This is a genomic window from Amycolatopsis sp. NPDC051106 (assembly GCF_040682775.1).
In the GTDB taxonomy this organism is placed as follows: Bacteria; Actinomycetota; Actinomycetes; order Mycobacteriales; family Pseudonocardiaceae; genus Amycolatopsis.
Genome location: NZ_JBFBBQ010000042.1, coordinates 59167 through 77327, shown reverse-complemented (window position 1 = coordinate 77327; position 18161 = coordinate 59167). Strand labels below are relative to the sequence as shown.

Below are 18161 nucleotides of genomic sequence, written 5' to 3'. Positions count from 1 at the left end.
TTGAGTGCATTGCATTTCAGAGCTTTTCGCAACCGCCCAAATGGGCCCTTGGGTGCGTCTGACGCACCGAAGGCCACATTGGGTGCGTCACACGCACCGAAGGCCGCCTTGGGGCGCACTGCTACCGGGCCATCCCCGGGTCTTCGCGCAGGATCCGCCAGCACACGTAGACGCAAACACCGGCGGCGGGGGCACCTCCCAGCACCGTGGCGGCGACGCCGAGCGGGAGCACCGTCCCGGCCGAGTACAGCGGCACCAGCACCGCCGTGGCGAGGGCGAACTTCGCCAGGAACACCGCCGTGCACACGGCATACCGGCGCCGCTGCCGGCGATCGCGTCGCCAAGCGACGCCTTCGCCGCGCACCGTGCCCAGCACCACGCCGATGACCGGCCAGCGCACCAGCAGCGAAACCAGGAACAGCCCACCGCCCACCGCCTGCACCACGACGGCGGACAGGTAGAAGTCGGCCGCGTTGCCGGTGGTTCCGGCCAGCACCGCGGACGCCGCGACCACGAGCACCCCGATCGCCGGCTGCCAGACCTTGCCGCCGGTGCACAGCCGCACCACGGCCAGCACCACCACGCCGCCGACCGCGACCAGCGCGGACGTCAGCACCTGCCCGGTCACCAGGTACGCGACGAGGAACAGCGCCCGCGACGCGACGCCTTCGGCGACCGTGCGCCAGCCACCGACCGCGCTGAACAACGACAGCGACTTCTGCGTCACCAGGCCGAGGCTCATACGCCCGCCTTCGCGCCGGCAGCCGGGAAACCGGTGCGGCGCAGCGTGTCCTCGTAGGCGCCGATCGCGTCGAGCAGGCCGAGCCTGCCGCGGTGCGCCCCGGCCAGTGCCTCGCAGAGCCGGTGCGCGTCCTGCATCGCCAGGTTGCCCCCGAACCCCGGGGCCAGGTGGACGGCGTCGCCGAGCACCGTCACCGGACCGGCGGACCAGGCCGGGATCGGCGGGATGTGCCCGATGCGCAGCGCGACGGTGCGGTCCGGCCACGCCTCGGCGACGACCGATCGCAGAGTTGCGGGCAGGTCCGCGGTCAGCTCCCCGGCCCGGTGCCACGGCTCGGCCCGGCCGAGTTCCTCCCGCGTGACGGGCAACGCCCACATGACGTAGTCCTCGAGCCCGTCGACCGCGCTCCGGCGCAGGGCGGGCAACCACCGCTGCCGCGCGATCCAGGGTGGTTCGGTGAACCGCAGGACGCCCAGCACCATCATCGTGCCCCGCACGTGGGCGGCGGCGGGGTTGTCGCCGATCAGGCCGGGCAGCCCGGTGCCGAGCACGGCACGCAGCGGGGTGGCGCCCATGATCATCCGGCGTCCCGAGTCCACCACCCGCAGATCGGGCAGGTGCCGGCGGCGCACGGCCGACCCGATCCCGTCCGCGCCGACCAGCACGTCGGCGGTGTCCGTGCGGCCGTCGGCGAACCACACCCGGACCGTGCCGTCGGCGCGCCGCTCGAACCGCGTGAACTCGGCGCCGAACCGGACCACGTCGGCCAGGCCCGTCAGCAGCACCGCCTTCAGCAGCGGCCGGTGGACCTGCCGGCCGGGCCGGGCCCGCCCCGCCGTGCCGTCGGAGGGCAGCGCACCCGTGACGGCGAGCTCTCCGTCCACATCGGACAGTGTCAGTGTCTGTTCGCGCGGACCTCCCGTCGTGGCCTCCACCATCGCGACGTGCGCCGGAGGCAGGCACGCACGCAGCGCCGACGCGCCGCGCTCGTCGACGTGCAGGCTGACCCCCTGCGGACGTCCCGACGCGGTGTCCCGCTCGTACACCGCGATGTCGATCCCCTCCCGGCGCAACCCGTGCGCGAGGGTCAACCCGCCCAAGCCGGCGCCGGCCACCACCACCCGCATGTCACCATCCCCATTCTTCATCGCCTGATGAAGAACACCGTACGGCGAGTTCGGGCAAAACTCCACCGACCGATGAAGAAAGGGTGCTAAGCTTCGGGGGTCATGACAGAGCACGACAACAGCAGTCGCCCCGGACGCTGGCGGTCCGGCGCGGAGAGCAAGCAGCGGATCCTGCGGATCGCCCGCGAGCTGTTCCACGAGCACGGCTACGCCAGCACGACCGTGCGCGCGATCGCCACCGCGGCGGGCGTCGACCCGGCCATGGTCTTCTACTTCTTCGGCACCAAACAGGGCCTGTTCGGCGCCGTGACCGACATGTCCGGCGACGTCCCGCCGGCCCTCGAGGCGATCTTCGCCGGCGACCTCGCCACCATCGGCGAGCGCATCGTCCGGACGCTCGTGGAGAACCTCGACAAGTCCGACCACCTGCCGCTGGTGACCTTGACCCGGTCGGCTCCCACCGACCCCCGGTCCGCGGCGCTCCTGCGCGAGTTCATCGACCGCGAGATCACCGGCCGGCTCGCGGCGCTGCTCGGCACCCCGGACGCGAGGCGGCGGGCGGGCATGGTCGACGTCCAGCTCCTGGGTCTCGCGGTGGCCCGGTACATCGCGCAGATCGAACCGATCGCGTCCGCGTCCGTCGACGAGCTGGTCACCACGTTCGGCGCCCTCGTGCAGCACTGCCTGACCGGGCCGATCACCCCGGCCTGAGGGTCAGGCGGCGGCTCGCCGGCGGACGGTGCGCTCGAGGATTCCGAGCGTGGCCTTCAATGCGGACTCGGGAACCACCGGGAAGACGAGGCGCCGCTTCCACTCCTCGCCGATTTCCGACCAGTCGTAGTACGACGTGACCAGGGTGCCGCCCTCGGCCGGCTCCAGCCGGTAGCCGTAGAGGTGCCGGGCATGGGGCCGGACGCGGCCTTCGACGGTCCAGGCGATCTCCTCGTCCGGGACGAGCGTGGTGATGACCACTTCGACGTCGTACTTGCCCAGGGGAACGTCGCCGAGGGCTTCGCGGTCCATGTGGACGAGGAACCGGTCGCCGGGCTGCTTCACCGGTTCCCCTTCGGCGTCGATGAGCATTCCCGACGCGTCGATGTCCACGTGGCCCTTCGGGTCGGTCAGGACCGCGAAGACGGCGTCGGCGGAGGCGGGGATGAGCCGGGAAACCTCGATGCGGTCCCGGTTTTCGTCGGGCCCCGGCGTTTCCGCCGTGGCGATCAGGACGGCGCGGCCGAGGGTGTGCGAGGACATCGTGAAGCCGAGGAAGGCCGGGGTGGCGTCGGGCGGGACGTCGACCGACTCGACGTCGAGCGCGTGCACCACGACGAAGTAGCGGTGCGGGCCGTGCCCGGCCGGCGGGGCGGCGCCGAGGAAGCGGGTCGCGCGGGCGTCGTTGGGCAGCTGGAAGGCGCCCTCGGGCAGGCCCGAGCCGGTGTCGTCGCCGGCGCCCTCGGGCAGTTCGGTGACGGTGGCGGGGATGCCGGCGACCGCCCAGTGCCAGAATCCGGAGCCGGTGGGGGCGTCGGGGTCGTAGACGGTGACGGCGTAGCTCTTGGTGCCGTCCGGGGCGCCGCTCCAGGACAGCTGCGGGGAGAGGTCCTGTCCGCCGGGGACGCCGAAGATGCCGGAGAACTGTGCGGGTGGCAAAGCCGCGCCGTCGGTGACGGTGCTGCTGGTGACCACGAAGGCCGCCGCCTCCGGGAGGCGGGCGAACGGGTCGTTGGCGCTCATCGCGTGCTTCCTTCCAAGCCGATCCACGGAGGCGGCTCCGGCCGCTCCGTCGCTTACTGATCGACCATAACACGGATAATCGATTATCTGTCCGATCGTCTATGCTGAAGCCATGCCAGGGACTGCCCACCCCTCGGGGAAACCGATGCTTTCCGAGCAGGTCTACGCGCACCTGAAGGACGCGATCATGCGCGGCGACCACAAGCCCGGCGAGGCACTCAAACCCCAGGACCTCGCCGGCCGGCAGGGCGTGAGCCTGGCTGTCGTGCGCGAAGCGCTCGTGCGCCTGGTCGGCGACGGCCTCGCCGACCGGCTGCCCAACCGCGGCTTCGCCGTCCCGGCCTTCTCCGACCGCCGGTGGCAGGAGGTCATGGACGCCCGCCGAACCCTCGAACCGGTCCTGCTGCGCACCTCCATCGAGCGCGGCGACCTCGACTGGGAAGCCCGCGTCCGGGCCGCCCACCACCGGCTGGCCCGCACGCCGCCGTTCGAGCCGGAGGAGGGCGCTTACTACAGCGCTGCCTGGTCGGAAGCCCACCGGGTGTTCCACCGCACACTGCTGGAGGGGTGCGGCAACCCGATCCTGCTGGAGACGTTCGACCGGATGTGGACGGCGAGCGAGCTGGCCCGCCGCTGGTCGGCACACCGCAATCCCGGCCGCGACCACATCGGCGAGCACCGCCGGCTGGAGGAAACGGCACTGGCGCGTGATGCCGACGCCGCGGCCGAGGCGCTGGTGCGGCATTTGTCTCTGACCGCAGCCGGACTGCACGAAACCTGACCCCGTCGCCGGGCCGTCCGAGCGATCGGATCACCCCTCCCCCGGGGCCGCGACCACCGCCGGCCGGAAGAAGCGGCACCGGCCCGCGACGCTGACGCTGCGACCGAGGCACCGGTGCGACACCTCACTCTGACCGCGGCCCGACTGCACGAAACCTGACGCCCGTCGCCGGGCCGTCCGGGCGATCGGATCGCCTCTCCCCCGGCCGTGACCACGTCGGCGAACACCGCAGTCGAATCGCCGGTACGGCGCCTCACCCTGACCGCGGCCGGACTACGCGAAACCTGACCCCGTCGCCGGACCAGCCCTCCCCAGCCTGCTCCTCGGCGGCGTCCGGCTGTCAGGTGCGGTCGTGGAGCGTGACGTGGTAGCCGTCGGGGTCGGCGAACGTGAAGGTCCGGCCGAAGGGGCCGTCGATCGGCGCGGCGACGATCGTGTGGCCGTCGGCGGCGAGCGCGTCGTGGATGGCCTGGACGTCGGTCGCGTGGAGCCAGATCGCCGCACCGATGCCCGGCTGGGCTACGGAGGCCAGATCCGTGCCGGGAACGATGTCGCGGAGTGCGAACGTGATCGGCTTCGTCTCGAAGACCACGGCGTGCGGAGGTCCGGCCGGCGAGCGGACGAGGCCCAGGTACTGCTCGTAGAACGCCTGCGAAGCGGCGAGGTCGCGCGCTTGGAGGGAGATGAAGTCGGGGCCGGTGACGGGCATGGCGCTGCTCCTTCTGTTCATGTCAGGTTCCTGACATGAATCACTGTATGTCAGGATCCTGACATTGGTCAAGGCGGCCCCTGCCGAGGCGCAAGCGGCTATGCCGGGGCGAGTGCCCGGCGCCAGTAGCCGGTGACACTCCCCCGCATCCGCTCGACGTCGACACCACGCGGGTCCAGCAGCCGCTGCAGGGCGATCCCGCGCAACTGTCCTACGATGGCGATCGCGACATCGTCCGGCCTCAGACCGGGGTCGATCACACCCTCCGCGATGCCGGCCTCGACGTCGGCACGCAGGTCGGCGCGGAAAGCGTCGTCGCGCTCGCGGAAGATCGCGGCCAAGTCGGGTTGCGTGGCGGCCTCGGCCCACAACAGCAAAAAGGCCTGATTGAACACGCCGATACGGGCCAGTTCGCCGAGGTAACCGTCGACCAGCCGCAGGAGGCGGTCGAGCCCGGGCGGCAGATCGCCGAGGCCCGGCACGAACCCGGCCTGCGTCGCCCGGGCGAGCCGCTCCACCAGCGCCTGCTTGCCGCCGAAGTGGTGGGTGACGATGCCGCGGCTGTAGCCGGCGCGTTGCCCGACTCGCGCCAGCGTCAGCGAACGAACCCCCTGCTCGACGACCAGTTCGGCGGCCGCCGCCAGCAGCGCGGCTTCGGCTTGGTCTCGACGTTCCTGCTGAGTGCGACGAGTGGTGGCCATGCGCCGAAGTCTAGCAAAGTAACTTGCGTGTCGACCAACAAGTATGTGTACGCTGACGAGCGAGTACCGAAACCAGGAGGTTCCGATGATCGAAATCGACGACCGCGCACTCGACGCCCTGCTGGCCGACGACCCGGGCGGCCCGGTGGTGATGCTCAACCTGCTGCGCTTCCGTCCGGACGGCGGCCGCGAGAGCTACCAGCGCTACGCGGAGGCCCTCGGCCGGTCGATCAACGCCCGCTACGGCCTGAGCCTGGAGTACCTGGGCGACGGCGGGCGAGCACTGGTCGCCGAGGACGGGCAGGCCTGGGACATGGTGGTGCTGGTCCGCTACCCGGACCGGCGGGCGTTCGCCGCCATGATCCGCGACCCCGAGTACCAAGCGGCCGCCCACCTGCGCAGCGAAGCGCTGCTGGAAGCGGTCCTGCAGCCGACCACACCGGTCGCCGTCTGATGCCCGCGGTCTTCGTCCACGGCAATCCGGAGACGGCGGCGGTCTGGGAGCCACTGCTGGCCGAGCTCGCGGCCGTCCGGTCCGATCTGATCTGCCTGTCCCCGCCCGGCTTCGGCGCGCCGCTGCCCGCCGGGTTCGGCGCCACCCAGGCGGACTACCGGGACTGGCTCGCCGAGGAGCTCACGGCGCTGGGCGAGCCGGTCGACCTGGTGGGGCACGACTGCGGCGGCGGCCACGTCGTGAACGTGGTGCTGAGCCGCCCGGACCTCGTCCGCAGCTGGGTCAGCGACGTGCTCGGGACCTACGACCCCGGCTACCGGTGGCACGACCTGGCGCGCCGGTGGCAGACGCCGGGTATCGGCGAAGCCGACGTCGCGGCGCGGTTCGGCGGTACGGCCGAGGAGCGCGCGGAAGTGCTGGTGCAGCGGGGAATGGGCCGGTCGGTCGCGGCTCGCGTCGCGGCCGGGCAGGACGCGGCGATGGGGCGGGCGGTCCTCGCGCTGTACCGGTCCACCGCCGATCCGGGCTCCCGCGGGCTCGGGCTGGATCTGGAACGCGCGGCGCAGCGGCCGGGGCTGGCGATCCTGGCCACCGCAGACCAGGTCGTCGGCACCGAAGAGCAACGCCGTCGAGCCGCCGGCCGCGCGGGTGCCCAGGTGGCGGTCCTCGAAGGCTTGGGCCACTGGTGGATGACCGAAGACCCGGCTCGCGGCGCCGCGGTCCTGACCGGCTTCTGGGCGACGATCACATGAGTGCGGACCCCGAGTCGCGCGTCGCCGAGCTCTTCGCGTGCTTCCGTCCCGGGTGGACGGTCCAGGCGATCGCCGAGAGTGCGGGAATTCCCGCGCGGTACCTGCGGTCGTGGGTCAAGCCGGAGGAGACTCCGGCCGCTCCCCCGCCGAAGTCCGTCCTGCTGCGGCTGGCGGTAGCGCTGGGTGCGGACTTCACGGTGGTTCGGCAGGCGTTCACGGCCGCCTGGAGCACTACAGAAAGCGGTTACTGGAGCCACTTCACCCCAGGCGACCGGGTACTGGTGTTCAGCGCGCCGGACCCGGCGAACGGCCGCCGCCGGGTCCGGCGCGCAACGGTGCTCGACCCGCCTTCGCCCGACATCATCGGGATCGCTTTCGAGGACGGGGAACACGGGGAGTTTTCGCCGGCCGATCCGGTCCGGGTCAGCCACGCGGCCGGTGCCTGCCGGTGCGTGACGCCGATTCCGTGAATCAGCCCTTGCTCATGCGCAGGATCAAGGCGACCGCGTCCTCGGAGTGGGCCGCCGGAGTCAGGACCTCCTGCAGGAGCAGGCCGCGAATGGCGGCGATGGTGACGGAGGCCGTGGTCAGCGCTTCCTCGGCGCCGCGCCCTTCGCGTTCCGCGAGCGAGGCCAGGATCTTGGTCAGGTCGTCGAGCGAGTCGATGAACTCGCGGAAGTTCTCCGGGTTGTACGCGGCCAGGCCCACGACGTGGAAGAAGCCGCGGACGCGCGACAGCTGCTCCGGGCGGGTGTAGGTCCGCCAGATCGCCACGACGAGGTCGTCGAAGGTGCCTTGCCGGGCCACCTCGAAAAGCGCCTCGTTGTCCCGGGATCGCTGCGCCTTGAGCATGGCCGCCAGGACGCCCGGGAGCGACCCGAAGTGGTAGCGCAGGAGGGCGTGGCTGGTCCCCGCCCGGGCAGCGACCTCCCGGAGGGACACCTCCGGTGCCGGAAGGGCCTCGTCGAAGGCGTCGAGAAGCCGGGCCAGGAGACGCTCACGCGCGTCGCCGGTGCGTTCCGTGCTTGACAGGATCACTCCCACAGTTTATCCATTGGAAAAGACCGACGATGGAGGACATGGCTTGTGGGACCTTTTCAGATAGCCGGTGCGACGGTCGCCGACGGGTCGGGTCGTGACCCCGTCGACGTCGGCGTCACCGTCGAAGACGGGCGTATCACCCAGCTGGGCGCCTCCAGCGCACCCGGCGAACGCCTCGACGCCGGCGGCCTGACGATGACGCCCGGCCTGATCGACGCTCACGTCCACTTGGGACTGTCGAGCCCGATCCAGCCGCAGTTCTCGTTCCGGATCAGCGCCGCCGAGCTCGCGGCCGACATCTTCGCCACGGCCGGCGCGACGCTCGACGCCGGCTTCACCACCGTCCGGGACACCGGCGGGATCGACGGCGGCGTCGTCACCACGATCGCCAAGGGCAAGGTCAGAGGACCCCGCGTCCTGTCGTGCGGACCGGTCCAGTGCCAGACCGGCGGGCACGGCTACTACGGAGCCGAGTGGGAGCCCACCGAGCTGTGGAGCAGCCACCACGTCCCCGGCCTGTGCGCCCTGTCCATGATGGCGGGCAACGCGGACGAGCTGCGAAGCAACGTGCGCGAGGCCTTCCGCCGCGGAGCCTCCTTCCTGAAGCTCTGCGTGACCGGCGGCGTGGTCGGCGCGCACGACCGGCTGACCGACACCCAGTTCACCGTGGAAGAGATCGCCGTCGCCGTGCAGGAAGCCACGGCACGCGGCACCTACGTGACGGTGCACGCCCACAACAACGACGGCATCCGCAACGCCGTCGAGGCCGGGGCGCGCTGTGTCGAACACGGCACCGACCTCGACGAGTCCACGGCCACCCTGATGGCCACCCGCGACGTCGCCCTCGTGCCCACGTTCGCCGTCGTCGAGCAACTGCTGCACGACACCGCCGGAGCCGGCCTCGGCGAGTCGACCCGCGAGCGGGTGCAGGGCGTTCGTGAGCGGATGACCGAGGCGCTCGCCGTCGCCAAGGAGGCCGGGGTGCGGATCGGGCTGGGTTCCGATCTCATCGGCCCGGCTCAGGACCGCCGAGGCGAAGAACTCAAGCTGCGCGCAGAACTCGAGACGCCGATGGAAGCACTCGTGGCGGCCACCAAGACCAACGCCGAGATCCTCGGCCTGTCCGGCCAAGTCGGCGTCATCGCTTCCGGCATGCAGGCCGACCTCGTGCTCTGGAACGGCAACCCGCTCGAAGATCCGAAACTTTTCGCCGACCCCGCCAACGCCGTCCTCGTTCTCAAGGCCGGCCGAGTTGTGAAGGACCTCCGATGAGCACCATGTGGCAGGGCTGCCTCGCCGACACCGACTACTTCGAGATGCGCTCGGGCGGCGGGCACGACTACGGCGTCTGGGTCACCACCCCACCCGGCTACGACCCCGCCACGACACCAGCGCCTGCCGTGTACGTGCTCGACGGCAACTGGGCCGTGGGCATGACGGCTCCGCTCATCGTCACCCAGCTCGACCCCATGCAGCGGATCCAGCCCTACATCCAGGTCAGCGTCGGCTACGCGGGCGAGGAAGCGCAGCACTGGGACCGGCTGCGCAACCGGGACCTCGTGCCCCCCGGCGAGCCCGTCGCCCAGGAGCTCATCGATGCCGTGGAGCTGGGAGTGCAGGCGGGCGCGAGGACCCGCGAGGAAGCCGACGCCTACCTCGCCGAACTGCGCGACACCCACGCCGATGCGTTCCTGGAGTTCCTCACCGCGGAACTGCACCCGCGGATCGAACGCGACTACGGCACCGCCACGAGCGGCCACGGCCTCTTCGGCTACTCCTACGGCGGACTTTTCAGCCTCTACACCTGGCTCACCGGCAGCACGCTCTTCGAGAGCGTCGGAGCGGGCAGCCCCGGCGTCACCGGTGAAGACAGCCGGATCTTCGCCCAGCTCAAGGAGATGGGTGACCGGCAGCAGGCCGCCCAGCTCCACGTGACCCTCAACGAACAAGAGCTGCTTGGCGACCTGGCCGTTTACCAGAACCTCGCGAAGAACACGGCCACCGTCCTGCACCGCCTGATCTCACGCGGCGACACCGTCACCAGCGCGGTCCTGAGCGAAACCCACGTGACCGGCCTGCAGGCCTCGTTCCTCAGCTACCTCCGGACCTGCCGGGCAGGGTGAGCGGCTACTCGAAAATCCCGTAACCCGCGACGGCGTTCGCCCGGACGCCGTCCATGTCGAGCTCCACGCCGATGCCGGGAGTGTCGGGCAGCGTGATGTAGCCGTCCTTGACGATCGAGCCACTCCCGTCGGGGGCGTGGACGTAGCTGTCCCACACCGCGCGCTCCTCGAGAGCGTGCCATTCCTGGACGAAGAAGTTGGGGATCGCTCCGCACTGGTGCGACGTCGCCATCGTGCCCAGCGGCGTCGACACCAGGTGCGGGGCGAACGGGATGTAGTGCAGCTCCGCGAGGTTGGCGATCTTCTTGGCCTCGGCGAGGCCGCCGCACTTCGGCACGTCCGGCTCGATGACGTCCACGGCGCCGCGTTCGAGCAGCTCGCGGAATCCCCAGCGCAGGTACAGGTTTTCTCCCGCGCAGATCGGGGTGCGGGTCTGCGCGCGCACCCGGACCAGCGCGTCGATGTTCTCCGCCGGCAGCGGCTCTTCGAGCCACATCAGGTTGAAGGGCTCCAGCTCCCACGAGATCCGGCACGCACTCGGCACGTCGTAACGGGCGTGGAGGTCGATGGCCAGATCGACGTCCGGGCCGATCGCTTCCCGGACGGCGCCCACGCGCTCGACCATCGAGTGCAGCTCGGCGGCGTTGATCGTGTGGTTGAAGGCGTCGAACTTGGCCGGGTGGTGCAGGTCGTCGATGTCGAACTTGAGGGCGGTGAAGCCTTCGGCGACCATCCGCTGCGCCCGGTCGACGCACCCGGCGACCGAGCCCGCCGGGTCGTCGCCGTCGCCGCAGTCGGCGTAGAGGCGGATCCGGTCGCGGAACTTGCCGCCGAGCAACCGGTACACCGGCTGGCCCGCGGCCTTGCCCGCGAGGTCCCACAGCGCGAGTTCGATGCCGGACAAGGCGATCACGAACACGCCGCCCTGAGGGCCCGCGAAAACCTTGCTGCGGCGCAGTCTTTCCCAGCACCGCTCGACGTTGCGCGGGTCCTCGCCGATCAGGAGGGGCGTCAGGTCCTTGATCATTCCGACGACGGCTCCCGCGCCGGCATCGGGATTGGCCTCGCCGAATCCGCTGATGCCCTCGTCGGTGTCGATCCGCACCAGCGTGGCCTGGCCGTGGTAGGCCACCACGGCTGTCGTGACGTTCACGATCCGCATTGCACTCCTGCCGCTGAGTAGTGCCGAAGAACGGGACTGTCGCAATGTCTAACTTGTCCTATAAGCTGCTGACATGCAAAGGAGACAAGAGTCTCCGGACGCTGTCAAGGTCCGGACCCTTCCGGTACAGGTGGCGGCCCACCTGACCCGGCGGATCGTGCGCGGCGAAATCGAGGACGGCCGGGCCCCGTCGGAGCTCGACATCACCCAGGAGTTCGGGGTGTCCCGCGTGGTGGCGAGGGAGACGCTCAAGATCCTCGCCTCGCTCGACATCGTCGACGTCGCGCAGGGCCGCCGCGTCGTCGTGCGTCCCCGCGCGGAATGGGACTACCTGAACCCGTTGCTGATCGAGTGGCTGCCGACGGAGATCGTCGACGAACTGCTGCAGGAACTGCACCAGATGCGCGTACTGCTCGAGCCGGAACTCGCCGCGATGGCCGCGGTCAGCATCACCGACGAAACGCTGGCCCGGCTCGGGAACGAGATCGAGCGGATGTCGGCGCTCGAGGCGGATCCCGAGGCCTACCTCGAGGTCGACCACGAATTCCACATGGAGATCTGCCGGGCGGCCGACAACCGCATCCTCGACCGGATCATGTACTCCGCGCGCTGGCTGGGCACGGCCAGCCGGCGCCTCACCAACGAGGCACCGGCCGGCCTGCGCCGCGCCACCGCCCAGCACACCGAGATCTACGAGGCGCTCGTGGCGCGCGACTCCTCGGGCGCCCGCGCGGCGATGCGCAAGCACTTGAGCAACAACTACTCCACGCTCCTCGCGGAGAAGGAGCAGCGAAGCAAGCGGGCCGCTCCGCGGCGTTAATACCCTGCACGACCGAGTTCCGGAACCGATGACGAGGACGGACGAGGCATGGCAGCTTCAGCGATCCCGCCGATCCGGCTGGGCCTGATCGGCACCGGTCTAGCGGTCGAGAAGCTGCACTGGCCGGCGTTGCGCACGCTCGCCGACCGGTTCGCGGTCACCGCGTTCACCGACATCTCCGCCGAGCAGCGCCGGCGGTTCGCCGGCTACAGCGGGGTCGATCCCGCCCGGGCCGTCGCCGACCGGGCCGCGTTGCTGGCTCGCGACGACGTGGACGCGGTGCTGATCTCGGTGCCGATCCCGAACCTGTACGAAGTGGCGCGTGACGCGCTCACGGCAGGCAAGGACGTGCTCTGCGAGAAGCCGGCCGGCGTCGACGCGGAGCAGGCCGCGGCCTTCCTCGCCTTGGCGGCCGGGCATCCGGACCGCACTTTCGTGGTGGGCGAGAACTTCTTCTACCGCGACGATCTGCGCTACGCCCGCGCCTTGCTCGACAGCGGCGCGATCGGGCGCCCGCACCTGATGGCGTGGCGGCACGCCGGCCGGGTGGTGCCCCGCGAGGGCGGGTTCAGCGGCACGCCGTGGCGGCACCGGCCGCAGTACCGCGGCGGTGTGCACCTCGACTTCGGCGTGCACCACATCGCCCAGATCCGGTTGCTCTGCGGCGACATCGCGCGGGTGCACGGTGCCGTGCAGGCGGCCAACAGCACGATCGACGCACCGTCGGACCTCGCGCTCAACCTCGTGTTCACGGGAGGCGCCATCGGCAACTACACCGCGTCCTACCCGGAGATCCCGGTGCCGCCCGAACCCAACGAAATGCGGCTGTACGGCACCGAGGGCGTGCTCGTGCTCGCCGGTTCCGAATCGGAGCGCCACGTGACGCGCAGCGGCTCCGACGCCACCACCCACACCACAGTCTTCCGCGGTAGCGACAACGGCTACCGCGCGGAGCTCGTCGACTTCGCCGACGCCGTCCAGTTCGGAGTGCGGCCGGTCGGCAGCGTCGCGCAGAGCGTGGCCAACACGATGGTCGTCCACCGGGCGCTCGACTCCGCGGAACGGGCGGCCGCACTGGCGCTCGATCCCGTGCCCGGCGCGGGCCCGGTACCGCTGTGGCGGCCGCGCGGCGCGACCGAGTTGTTCGAAGGGCTGCCAGGACAGCGCATCAGCAGTTCGGCGTCCTTCGCCGCGTGAACGACCACGCTTGAAAGATCCACGCTCGAATGATCCACAGCGGGGCGCTCGCCTCGCTGTCCCGCCGGTTGCACCGTCGCCCCGTCGGTACGAGGAGTTGTCATGGAAGAGAAGAATGACCTGTCGAGGCGCACGTTCCTCGGGATGAGCGCGGGGGTGAGCGCACTGGGCGTGCTGGGTCTCGCCGGGTGCTCGAGCGGCCCCGCACCCGCGCCGCAGGTCGACGTCCAGGTCCCCCAGGCGCTGCTCGATGAAGCTTCCAAACTGCGCGGCGGGTCGGTGGGGATGCTCTCGCAGAAGCTGTATTCGGAGGCCGCCAACAAGGCGCTGGACAAGTCGCTGCAGGTGTTCGCCTCGGCCACCGGCACCACCGTCCGCAACGACCTCGTCTCCGGCGACGCCGGTGACATGGTCGCGAAGATGGACGCCGAGGTGAAGGCGGGCACCAACCGCGATCTGGCCTTCTTGAGCGACCGGCGGTTCGTCGGCCAGCTGCACAACCTCGGCGCCCTCACCGACGTCACCGACGTGGTCCAGGAGATGAAAGCGCTTTACGGGGAGCCCGCGACGGAGGCGAACGACTACTGCGTGTTCGACGGGCGCTGGTTCGCGATCCCCTACCACTTCATCGCGACCGGGATGTACCTGCGCAAGGACTGGTACCAGGAAAAGGGCCTCCCGCTCAAGCCCTACTACTCGTGGGAAGAGCTGCGCGACAACGCGTTGGCGGTCTCCGACCCGGCGAAGCGGCGCTTCGGCTGGGGGCTGACGGTGAACCGCTCCGGCGACGCCAACGGCTTCATCGCGAACGTCATCAACACCTACGGCGGGGCGATCGCGGACAACACCGGCACGAAGGTGGTGTTCAACTCGCCGGAGACCGTCGCCGCCGTCACGTTCATCGGCGACATCTACACGAACCCGAAGTACAAGCCGATGCTGCCGCCCGGGATCGGCAGCTGGACCGACTCGAGCAACAACGAGAACTGGCTGGCCCAGATCCTGGGCCTCACGCTCAACCAGTTCAGCGTCTACGCCGACTCGAAGACCAAGAAGAACCCGGTCTACGCCAACACGCACGTGTTCAACGGTGCGACCGGACCGGCGCTCGACCGGCCCCTCGCGTTCGGCGAGTCCAACTCGTTCGTCGTGTTCAAGGGCGCGAAGAACCCCGACCTCGCCAAGGTGGTGGCGAAGTTCATGGTCGGCGGGACCGCGCTGCTCGGGGTCGCGAAGGAGGCACCGTGCCTGGTCAACCCGTCGTGGAGCAAGGTGTGGGACTCCGACCCGTACTACACGAGCGGTGACCCGGCCTTCCCCGCGTTGCGGGAGCAGACCCGCGCGCAGCTCCCGGTGACCACCAAGACCGGGTACGCGTTCCCCCAGGCCCCGAGTCCCGGCGAGCAGGCCGCGACCGCGGCCTACCTGCTGACCGACATGATGCAGTCGGTCATCCAGGGCACCCGGCCGGCCGACGCCGTCGCCGCGGCCCACGGCCGGATCGTCCAGATCTTCGAGCAGCAGGGCTACCGGCAGTGACCATCCTGCGTCCCAAGGGGACAGAGTCGGCGCCGGCCCGTCCGGCGCCGGCCACGTCGTCCTCGCTCACCCCGACACAACGGAGGCTCGGGCGCGACTGGCGCCTCGCCGCGGTGTTCATCGGGCCGACGCTGGTGCTGGTCGCCGGCCTGATCCTGGTGCCGATCATCAGCTCGATCTTCACCAGCGCCACCGAGCGCCACGGGTCGGAGACGGTCTTCGTCGGGCTGGACAACTACACCGCCCTCTTCGGCGACGCCCTGTTCCACAAGGGCGTGCTGAATTCGTTCGTCTTCACCGCGTACGCCGAGATCTTCAAGGTGGTCTTCGGGCTCATCGCGGCGTTGATGCTGCACCACATGCGCCGCGGCAAGGCGATCATCGCCGGGGTGATCCTGCTGCCGTGGGTGATCCCGACGGTCGTCACGGCCTTCACCTGGCGGTCCCTGCTCGACCCGATCTTCGGCAGCGTCAACGTCCTGCTCACCGACTCCGGGATCGGGCCCGCCCTCGCCGCGCTGGGGCTCGTCGACAAGTGGCCCGCGGAGTGGCTGTCCGATCCCGCGCTCGCGATGCCGGCGGTCATCCTGGTCAACGTCTGGAAGGGCATCCCGTTCTTCACGGTGACGTTCCTCGCCGGGCTCAAGGCCATCGACAGCGGTCTCCACGAGGCGGCCATGATGGACGGCGCCTCGCCGTGGCAGCGCTTCGTGCACATCACGCTGCCGGGGCTGCGTCCCGTCATGATCGTGACGGTGCTGCTGTCGTCGATCTGGACGTTCAACAACTTCGACCTGATCTGGCTGATGACCCAGGGCGGACCCGGGGACGCCACAGCCCCGTACGTGCTGGTGGCCTACTCGAAGGCCATCCAGCAGCTGCAGCTGGGCGCGGGCGCCGCGGTCACGCTCGTGATGCTGCCGATCATCGCCGTCCTCGTGGTGATCCTCGTGCGGATGATGCGCCGCAGCGACCAGCCGGGCGCGAGCGACCTGGGGCGCCGGCGGCTCACTCCCGGTCAGCGCCGGGCGCTGCCGTGGGTGATCGTCGTGGGCTCGGTGCTCGTGCTGATCTGGGCGTCGCCGCAGATCGTGTGGAAGGCCGCGCTCGTGCTGGGCGTGTTCGTGGTGCTGGCGGCCGCCGTCGGCCGGGTCGTCTCCGTGCTCGCGACGCGGGGCAACCGGCTGGCCGCACGCGTGGTCGGCGGCACCGGCTCGGGGGTCGCGCTCGTGGGGCTGCTGGGCTTCGTGCTCGCCCCGCTCTACTGGATGACGGTCACGGCGTTCAAGTCCGACGACCAGATCGTCGCGCGCACCGACGACCTCTGGCCGACCCCGTGGAGCACCGAGCAGTTCACCAACCTGTTCACGGGCGCGTTCGGCACCTGGTACGTCAACACGATCCTGGTGTCGGTGGCGTCCACCGTGATCGCCGTGGTCTGCGCGGCGCTGGCCGGTTACGCGCTGGCACGGCTGAAGTTCCGGGGTTCGGAGAGCTTCACGGTGACGATCCTGCTCACCTACGTGATGCCGGGTGCGCTGCTGTTCATCCCGCTGTACGAGCTGATGAGCGGGATCGGGCTCAACGACTCGTTGTGGTCGCTCGTGCTCGCCTACCCCACGTTCACCCTGCCGTTCGCGACGTGGCTGCTCGTCGGCTACTTCAAGTCGATCCCGGCCGACCTCGAGGAGGCCGCTCTGGTCGACGGCTGCACGCGGTTCGGGGCGTTCCGCCGGATCGTGCTGCCGCTGGCCAAGCCGGGCCTGCTCGCGGTCGCGCTGTTCACGCTCACGAACGCGTGGAACGAGTTCCTGTTCGCCTTCGTGTTCATCACCAAGGACGACTACAAGACGCTGCCCGTCGGCATGCAGTCGATGATCTTCGGCGACGTCGTGCCACAGGGGCAGCTGGCCGCGGCCTCGCTGCTGATCAGCATCCCGGTCGTGCTCATGTACGGGTTCGGGCAGCGGTTCCTGACCGAGGGCCTCACCGCGGGAGCGGTGAAGGGATGAGCGAGATCACGGAGGAGCACGTCGCGACGGCGTCCCGGCCGAGCGACCTGCGGATCACCGACGTGCGGGTGGCCAACCTGGCCGGCGTGCCGTTCCGCTCGTCGATCATCCGGATCGACACGAACCAGGGGCTGGCCGGCTACGGGGAGGTGCGCGACCAGGCCAGCGCCACCTACGCGCTCGTGCTCAAGAGCCGGCTCGTCGGCGAAAACCCTTGCAACGTCGACAAGATCTTCCGCAAGATCAAGCAGTTCGGGTTCCACGGCCGCCAGGGCGGCGGGGTCTCCGGCGTCGAGATGGCGCTGATGGACCTGGCCGGCAAGGCGTACGGCGTGCCCGCGTACGCGCTGATCGGGGGCCGGTTCCGGGACGAGGTCCGCTGCTACGCGGACACGCCGTCGCTGCAGGATCCGCACGCGATGGGCGCCCGGCTGCTGGAGCGCAAGCAGCGCGGGTTCACCATGCTGAAGATGGACGTGGGCATCGACCTGCTGTGGGATGTGCCGGGTGCGCTGATCGCGCCGCCGGGTGCCCGCGAGGACGTGACGACGATGCACCCGTTCACCGGCATCCAGGTCACCGCTCGAGGTGTCGGGCATTTGGTGTCCTATGTGGACATCGTCCGGTCGGTCGTCGGGTACGACGTCGCGCTCGCCGCCGACCACTTCGGCCACATCGCCCTCGACTCGGCCATCCGGATCGGCCGCGCGCTGGAACCGTTCACCCTGGCCTGGATCGAGGACCTGATCCCGTGGCAGCTGACCGACCAATGGCGGCAGCTCACCGCGGCCGTCGCCGTCCCGACGTGCACGGGCGAGGACATCTACCTCGTCGACGGCTTCCGGCCGCTGCTGGACGCCGGCGCCATCCGCGTCGTGCACCCCGACCCGGCGACGGCGGGCGGGATCGCGGAGACCAAGCGGCTCGGTGACTACGCGCAGGAGCGCGGGATCGCGATGGCGCTGCACCTGGCGGCGTCGCCGATCGCGACGATGGCGTGCGTGCACCTGGCCGCCGCCACGGAGAACTTCCTCGCCCTCGAACACCACGCGGCCGAGGTGGACTTCTGGAGCGACCTCGTCACCGGGCTCCCCCGCCCGCTGATCCAGGACGGACTCATCACCGTGCCGGAGACCCCAGGACTGGGGTTCGGCGACCTGAACGAGGAGCTGCTGCGCCGCCACCTCGACCCGCGCGATCCGGTGTTCTTCGCCGAAACGACGCACTGGGACAAGGAGTCGAGCCACGACCGCCTGTGGAGCTGAGT

19 protein-coding genes are annotated in these 18161 nt (G+C 70.3%); 12 read left to right on the top strand and 7 right to left on the bottom strand.

Going from position 1 to position 18161, the window contains the following annotated elements:
- Positions 1–121: 121 nt before the first annotated feature.
- Both AB0M83_RS28240 and AB0M83_RS28235 read right to left on the bottom strand, forming a co-directional pair.
- Positions 122–742 carry a DUF3159 domain-containing protein gene (locus AB0M83_RS28240; protein WP_364521411.1) on the bottom strand — a complete coding sequence of 207 codons (621 nt, stop codon included), beginning with the start codon at positions 740–742 and terminating at the stop codon, positions 122–124.
- Positions 739–1869, bottom strand: a complete 1131-nt coding sequence (locus tag AB0M83_RS28235; protein WP_364521410.1) for an NAD(P)/FAD-dependent oxidoreductase — start codon at positions 1867–1869, stop codon at positions 739–741. Before AB0M83_RS28235 ends, AB0M83_RS28240 begins: the two co-directional genes overlap by 4 nt.
- A 102-nt stretch (positions 1870–1971) precedes the next feature.
- Between AB0M83_RS28235 and AB0M83_RS28230 the strand changes: the two genes are divergently transcribed.
- Entirely contained in the window at positions 1972–2580 is a 609-nt protein-coding gene (locus tag AB0M83_RS28230) for a TetR family transcriptional regulator (protein ID WP_364521409.1), read from the top strand.
- A 3-nt stretch (positions 2581–2583) separates the two neighbouring features.
- On the opposite strand, the gene AB0M83_RS28225 is transcribed toward AB0M83_RS28230, so the two are convergent.
- A complete protein-coding gene (locus tag AB0M83_RS28225) occupies positions 2584–3603 on the bottom strand; it encodes a YbhB/YbcL family Raf kinase inhibitor-like protein (RefSeq protein ID WP_364521408.1) in 1020 nt (339 codons plus the stop codon).
- Positions 3604–3748: 145 nt separating this feature from the next.
- On the opposite strand from AB0M83_RS28225, the gene AB0M83_RS28220 reads away from it, so the two are divergent.
- Positions 3749–4384 (top strand): GntR family transcriptional regulator, encoded by a 636-nt coding sequence (locus AB0M83_RS28220; RefSeq protein WP_364521414.1) that lies wholly within the window; start codon positions 3749–3751, stop codon positions 4382–4384.
- A 340-nt stretch (positions 4385–4724) separates the two neighbouring features.
- Here AB0M83_RS28220 and AB0M83_RS28215 read toward each other — a convergent pair whose 3' ends face one another.
- Together AB0M83_RS28215 and AB0M83_RS28210 are read right to left on the bottom strand one after the other, a co-directional pair.
- Positions 4725–5093 carry a VOC family protein gene (locus AB0M83_RS28215; protein ID WP_364521407.1) on the bottom strand — a complete coding sequence of 123 codons (369 nt, stop codon included), beginning with the start codon at positions 5091–5093 and terminating at the stop codon, positions 4725–4727.
- 98 nt (positions 5094–5191) lie between these two features.
- Positions 5192–5794, bottom strand: a complete 603-nt coding sequence (locus tag AB0M83_RS28210) for a TetR/AcrR family transcriptional regulator (RefSeq protein WP_364521406.1) — start codon at positions 5792–5794, stop codon at positions 5192–5194.
- Positions 5795–5879: 85 nt separating this feature from the next.
- Between AB0M83_RS28210 and AB0M83_RS28205 the strand changes: the two genes are divergently transcribed.
- From AB0M83_RS28205 to AB0M83_RS28195, 3 genes are read left to right on the top strand one after another with little or no spacing between them, the layout of a single operon-like run.
- Positions 5880–6248: a DUF1330 domain-containing protein gene (locus AB0M83_RS28205; RefSeq protein ID WP_364521404.1), complete on the top strand. Its 369-nt coding sequence runs from the start codon at positions 5880–5882 to the stop codon at positions 6246–6248.
- Positions 6248–7000, top strand: coding sequence for an alpha/beta fold hydrolase (locus AB0M83_RS28200; RefSeq protein ID WP_364521403.1), 753 nt, complete (start codon positions 6248–6250; stop codon positions 6998–7000). Before AB0M83_RS28205 ends, AB0M83_RS28200 begins: the two co-directional genes overlap by 1 nt.
- A complete protein-coding gene (locus tag AB0M83_RS28195) occupies positions 6997–7470 on the top strand; it encodes a hypothetical protein (RefSeq protein ID WP_364521402.1) in 474 nt (157 codons plus the stop codon). The genes AB0M83_RS28200 and AB0M83_RS28195 overlap by 4 nt, the downstream gene beginning before the upstream one ends.
- Position 7471: 1 nt before the next feature.
- Here the strand turns inward: AB0M83_RS28195 and AB0M83_RS28190 are convergent, their stop codons facing one another.
- Positions 7472–8038: a TetR/AcrR family transcriptional regulator gene (locus AB0M83_RS28190; RefSeq protein ID WP_364521401.1), complete on the bottom strand. Its 567-nt coding sequence runs from the start codon at positions 8036–8038 to the stop codon at positions 7472–7474.
- 48 nt (positions 8039–8086) lie between these two features.
- Here AB0M83_RS28190 and AB0M83_RS28185 point away from each other — a divergent pair, with 48 nt between their 5' ends.
- Both AB0M83_RS28185 and AB0M83_RS28180 read left to right on the top strand, forming a co-directional pair.
- Complete coding sequence (locus AB0M83_RS28185) at positions 8087–9313, top strand: amidohydrolase family protein (RefSeq protein ID WP_364521400.1); 1227 nt, start codon at positions 8087–8089, stop codon at positions 9311–9313.
- A complete protein-coding gene (locus AB0M83_RS28180; protein ID WP_364521399.1) occupies positions 9310–10164 on the top strand; it encodes an alpha/beta hydrolase-fold protein in 855 nt (284 codons plus the stop codon). Before AB0M83_RS28185 ends, AB0M83_RS28180 begins: the two co-directional genes overlap by 4 nt.
- Positions 10165–10168: 4 nt before the next feature.
- Here AB0M83_RS28180 and AB0M83_RS28175 read toward each other — a convergent pair whose 3' ends face one another.
- Positions 10169–11326, bottom strand: coding sequence for a mandelate racemase/muconate lactonizing enzyme family protein (locus AB0M83_RS28175; protein ID WP_364521398.1), 1158 nt, complete (start codon positions 11324–11326; stop codon positions 10169–10171).
- A gap of 73 nt (positions 11327–11399) precedes the next feature.
- Between AB0M83_RS28175 and AB0M83_RS28170 the strand changes: the two genes are divergently transcribed.
- The 5 genes from AB0M83_RS28170 (at position 11400) to AB0M83_RS28150 (ending at position 18159) form a co-directional block, all read left to right on the top strand.
- Entirely contained in the window at positions 11400–12146 is a 747-nt protein-coding gene (locus AB0M83_RS28170; protein ID WP_364521397.1) for an FCD domain-containing protein, read from the top strand.
- Positions 12147–12194: 48 nt separating this feature from the next.
- The gene (locus AB0M83_RS28165) at positions 12195–13343 is read left to right on the top strand and encodes a Gfo/Idh/MocA family oxidoreductase (protein ID WP_364521396.1); all 1149 of its coding nucleotides are present in this window, start codon (positions 12195–12197) and stop codon (positions 13341–13343) included.
- A gap of 102 nt (positions 13344–13445) precedes the next feature.
- On the top strand, positions 13446–14882 hold the full coding sequence (locus AB0M83_RS28160) for an extracellular solute-binding protein (protein ID WP_364521395.1): 1437 nt from the start codon (positions 13446–13448) through the stop codon (positions 14880–14882).
- Positions 14879–16894 (top strand): ABC transporter permease subunit, encoded by a 2016-nt coding sequence (locus AB0M83_RS28155; protein WP_364521394.1) that lies wholly within the window; start codon positions 14879–14881, stop codon positions 16892–16894. Before AB0M83_RS28160 ends, AB0M83_RS28155 begins: the two co-directional genes overlap by 4 nt.
- The gene (locus tag AB0M83_RS28150; protein ID WP_364521393.1) at positions 16891–18159 is read left to right on the top strand and encodes a mandelate racemase/muconate lactonizing enzyme family protein; all 1269 of its coding nucleotides are present in this window, start codon (positions 16891–16893) and stop codon (positions 18157–18159) included. The genes AB0M83_RS28155 and AB0M83_RS28150 overlap by 4 nt, the downstream gene beginning before the upstream one ends.
- The last annotated feature ends 2 nt before the right edge of the window (positions 18160–18161 follow it).

Bases quoted from the DNA above. Each gene is read 5' to 3' on its own strand.
- AB0M83_RS28240 (WP_364521411.1), bottom strand. From the start codon at position 742: ATGAGCCTCGGCCTGGTGACGCAGAAGTCGCTGTCGTTGTTCAGCGCG.
- AB0M83_RS28235 (WP_364521410.1), bottom strand. From the start codon at position 1,869: ATGCGGGTGGTGGTGGCCGGCGCCGGCTTGGGCGGGTTGACCCTCGCG.
- AB0M83_RS28230 (WP_364521409.1), top strand. From the start codon at position 1,972: ATGACAGAGCACGACAACAGCAGTCGCCCCGGACGCTGGCGGTCCGGC.
- AB0M83_RS28225 (WP_364521408.1), bottom strand. From the start codon at position 3,603: ATGAGCGCCAACGACCCGTTCGCCCGCCTCCCGGAGGCGGCGGCCTTC.
- AB0M83_RS28220 (WP_364521414.1), top strand. From the start codon at position 3,749: ATGCTTTCCGAGCAGGTCTACGCGCACCTGAAGGACGCGATCATGCGC.
- AB0M83_RS28215 (WP_364521407.1), bottom strand. From the start codon at position 5,093: ATGCCCGTCACCGGCCCCGACTTCATCTCCCTCCAAGCGCGCGACCTC.
- AB0M83_RS28210 (WP_364521406.1), bottom strand. From the start codon at position 5,794: ATGGCCACCACTCGTCGCACTCAGCAGGAACGTCGAGACCAAGCCGAA.
- AB0M83_RS28205 (WP_364521404.1), top strand. From the start codon at position 5,880: ATGATCGAAATCGACGACCGCGCACTCGACGCCCTGCTGGCCGACGAC.
- AB0M83_RS28200 (WP_364521403.1), top strand. From the start codon at position 6,248: ATGCCCGCGGTCTTCGTCCACGGCAATCCGGAGACGGCGGCGGTCTGG.
- AB0M83_RS28195 (WP_364521402.1), top strand. From the start codon at position 6,997: ATGAGTGCGGACCCCGAGTCGCGCGTCGCCGAGCTCTTCGCGTGCTTC.
- AB0M83_RS28180 (WP_364521399.1), top strand. From the start codon at position 9,310: ATGAGCACCATGTGGCAGGGCTGCCTCGCCGACACCGACTACTTCGAG.
- AB0M83_RS28175 (WP_364521398.1), bottom strand. From the start codon at position 11,326: ATGCGGATCGTGAACGTCACGACAGCCGTGGTGGCCTACCACGGCCAG.
- AB0M83_RS28170 (WP_364521397.1), top strand. From the start codon at position 11,400: ATGCAAAGGAGACAAGAGTCTCCGGACGCTGTCAAGGTCCGGACCCTT.
- AB0M83_RS28165 (WP_364521396.1), top strand. From the start codon at position 12,195: ATGGCAGCTTCAGCGATCCCGCCGATCCGGCTGGGCCTGATCGGCACC.
- AB0M83_RS28160 (WP_364521395.1), top strand. From the start codon at position 13,446: ATGGAAGAGAAGAATGACCTGTCGAGGCGCACGTTCCTCGGGATGAGC.
- AB0M83_RS28150 (WP_364521393.1), top strand. From the start codon at position 16,891: ATGAGCGAGATCACGGAGGAGCACGTCGCGACGGCGTCCCGGCCGAGC.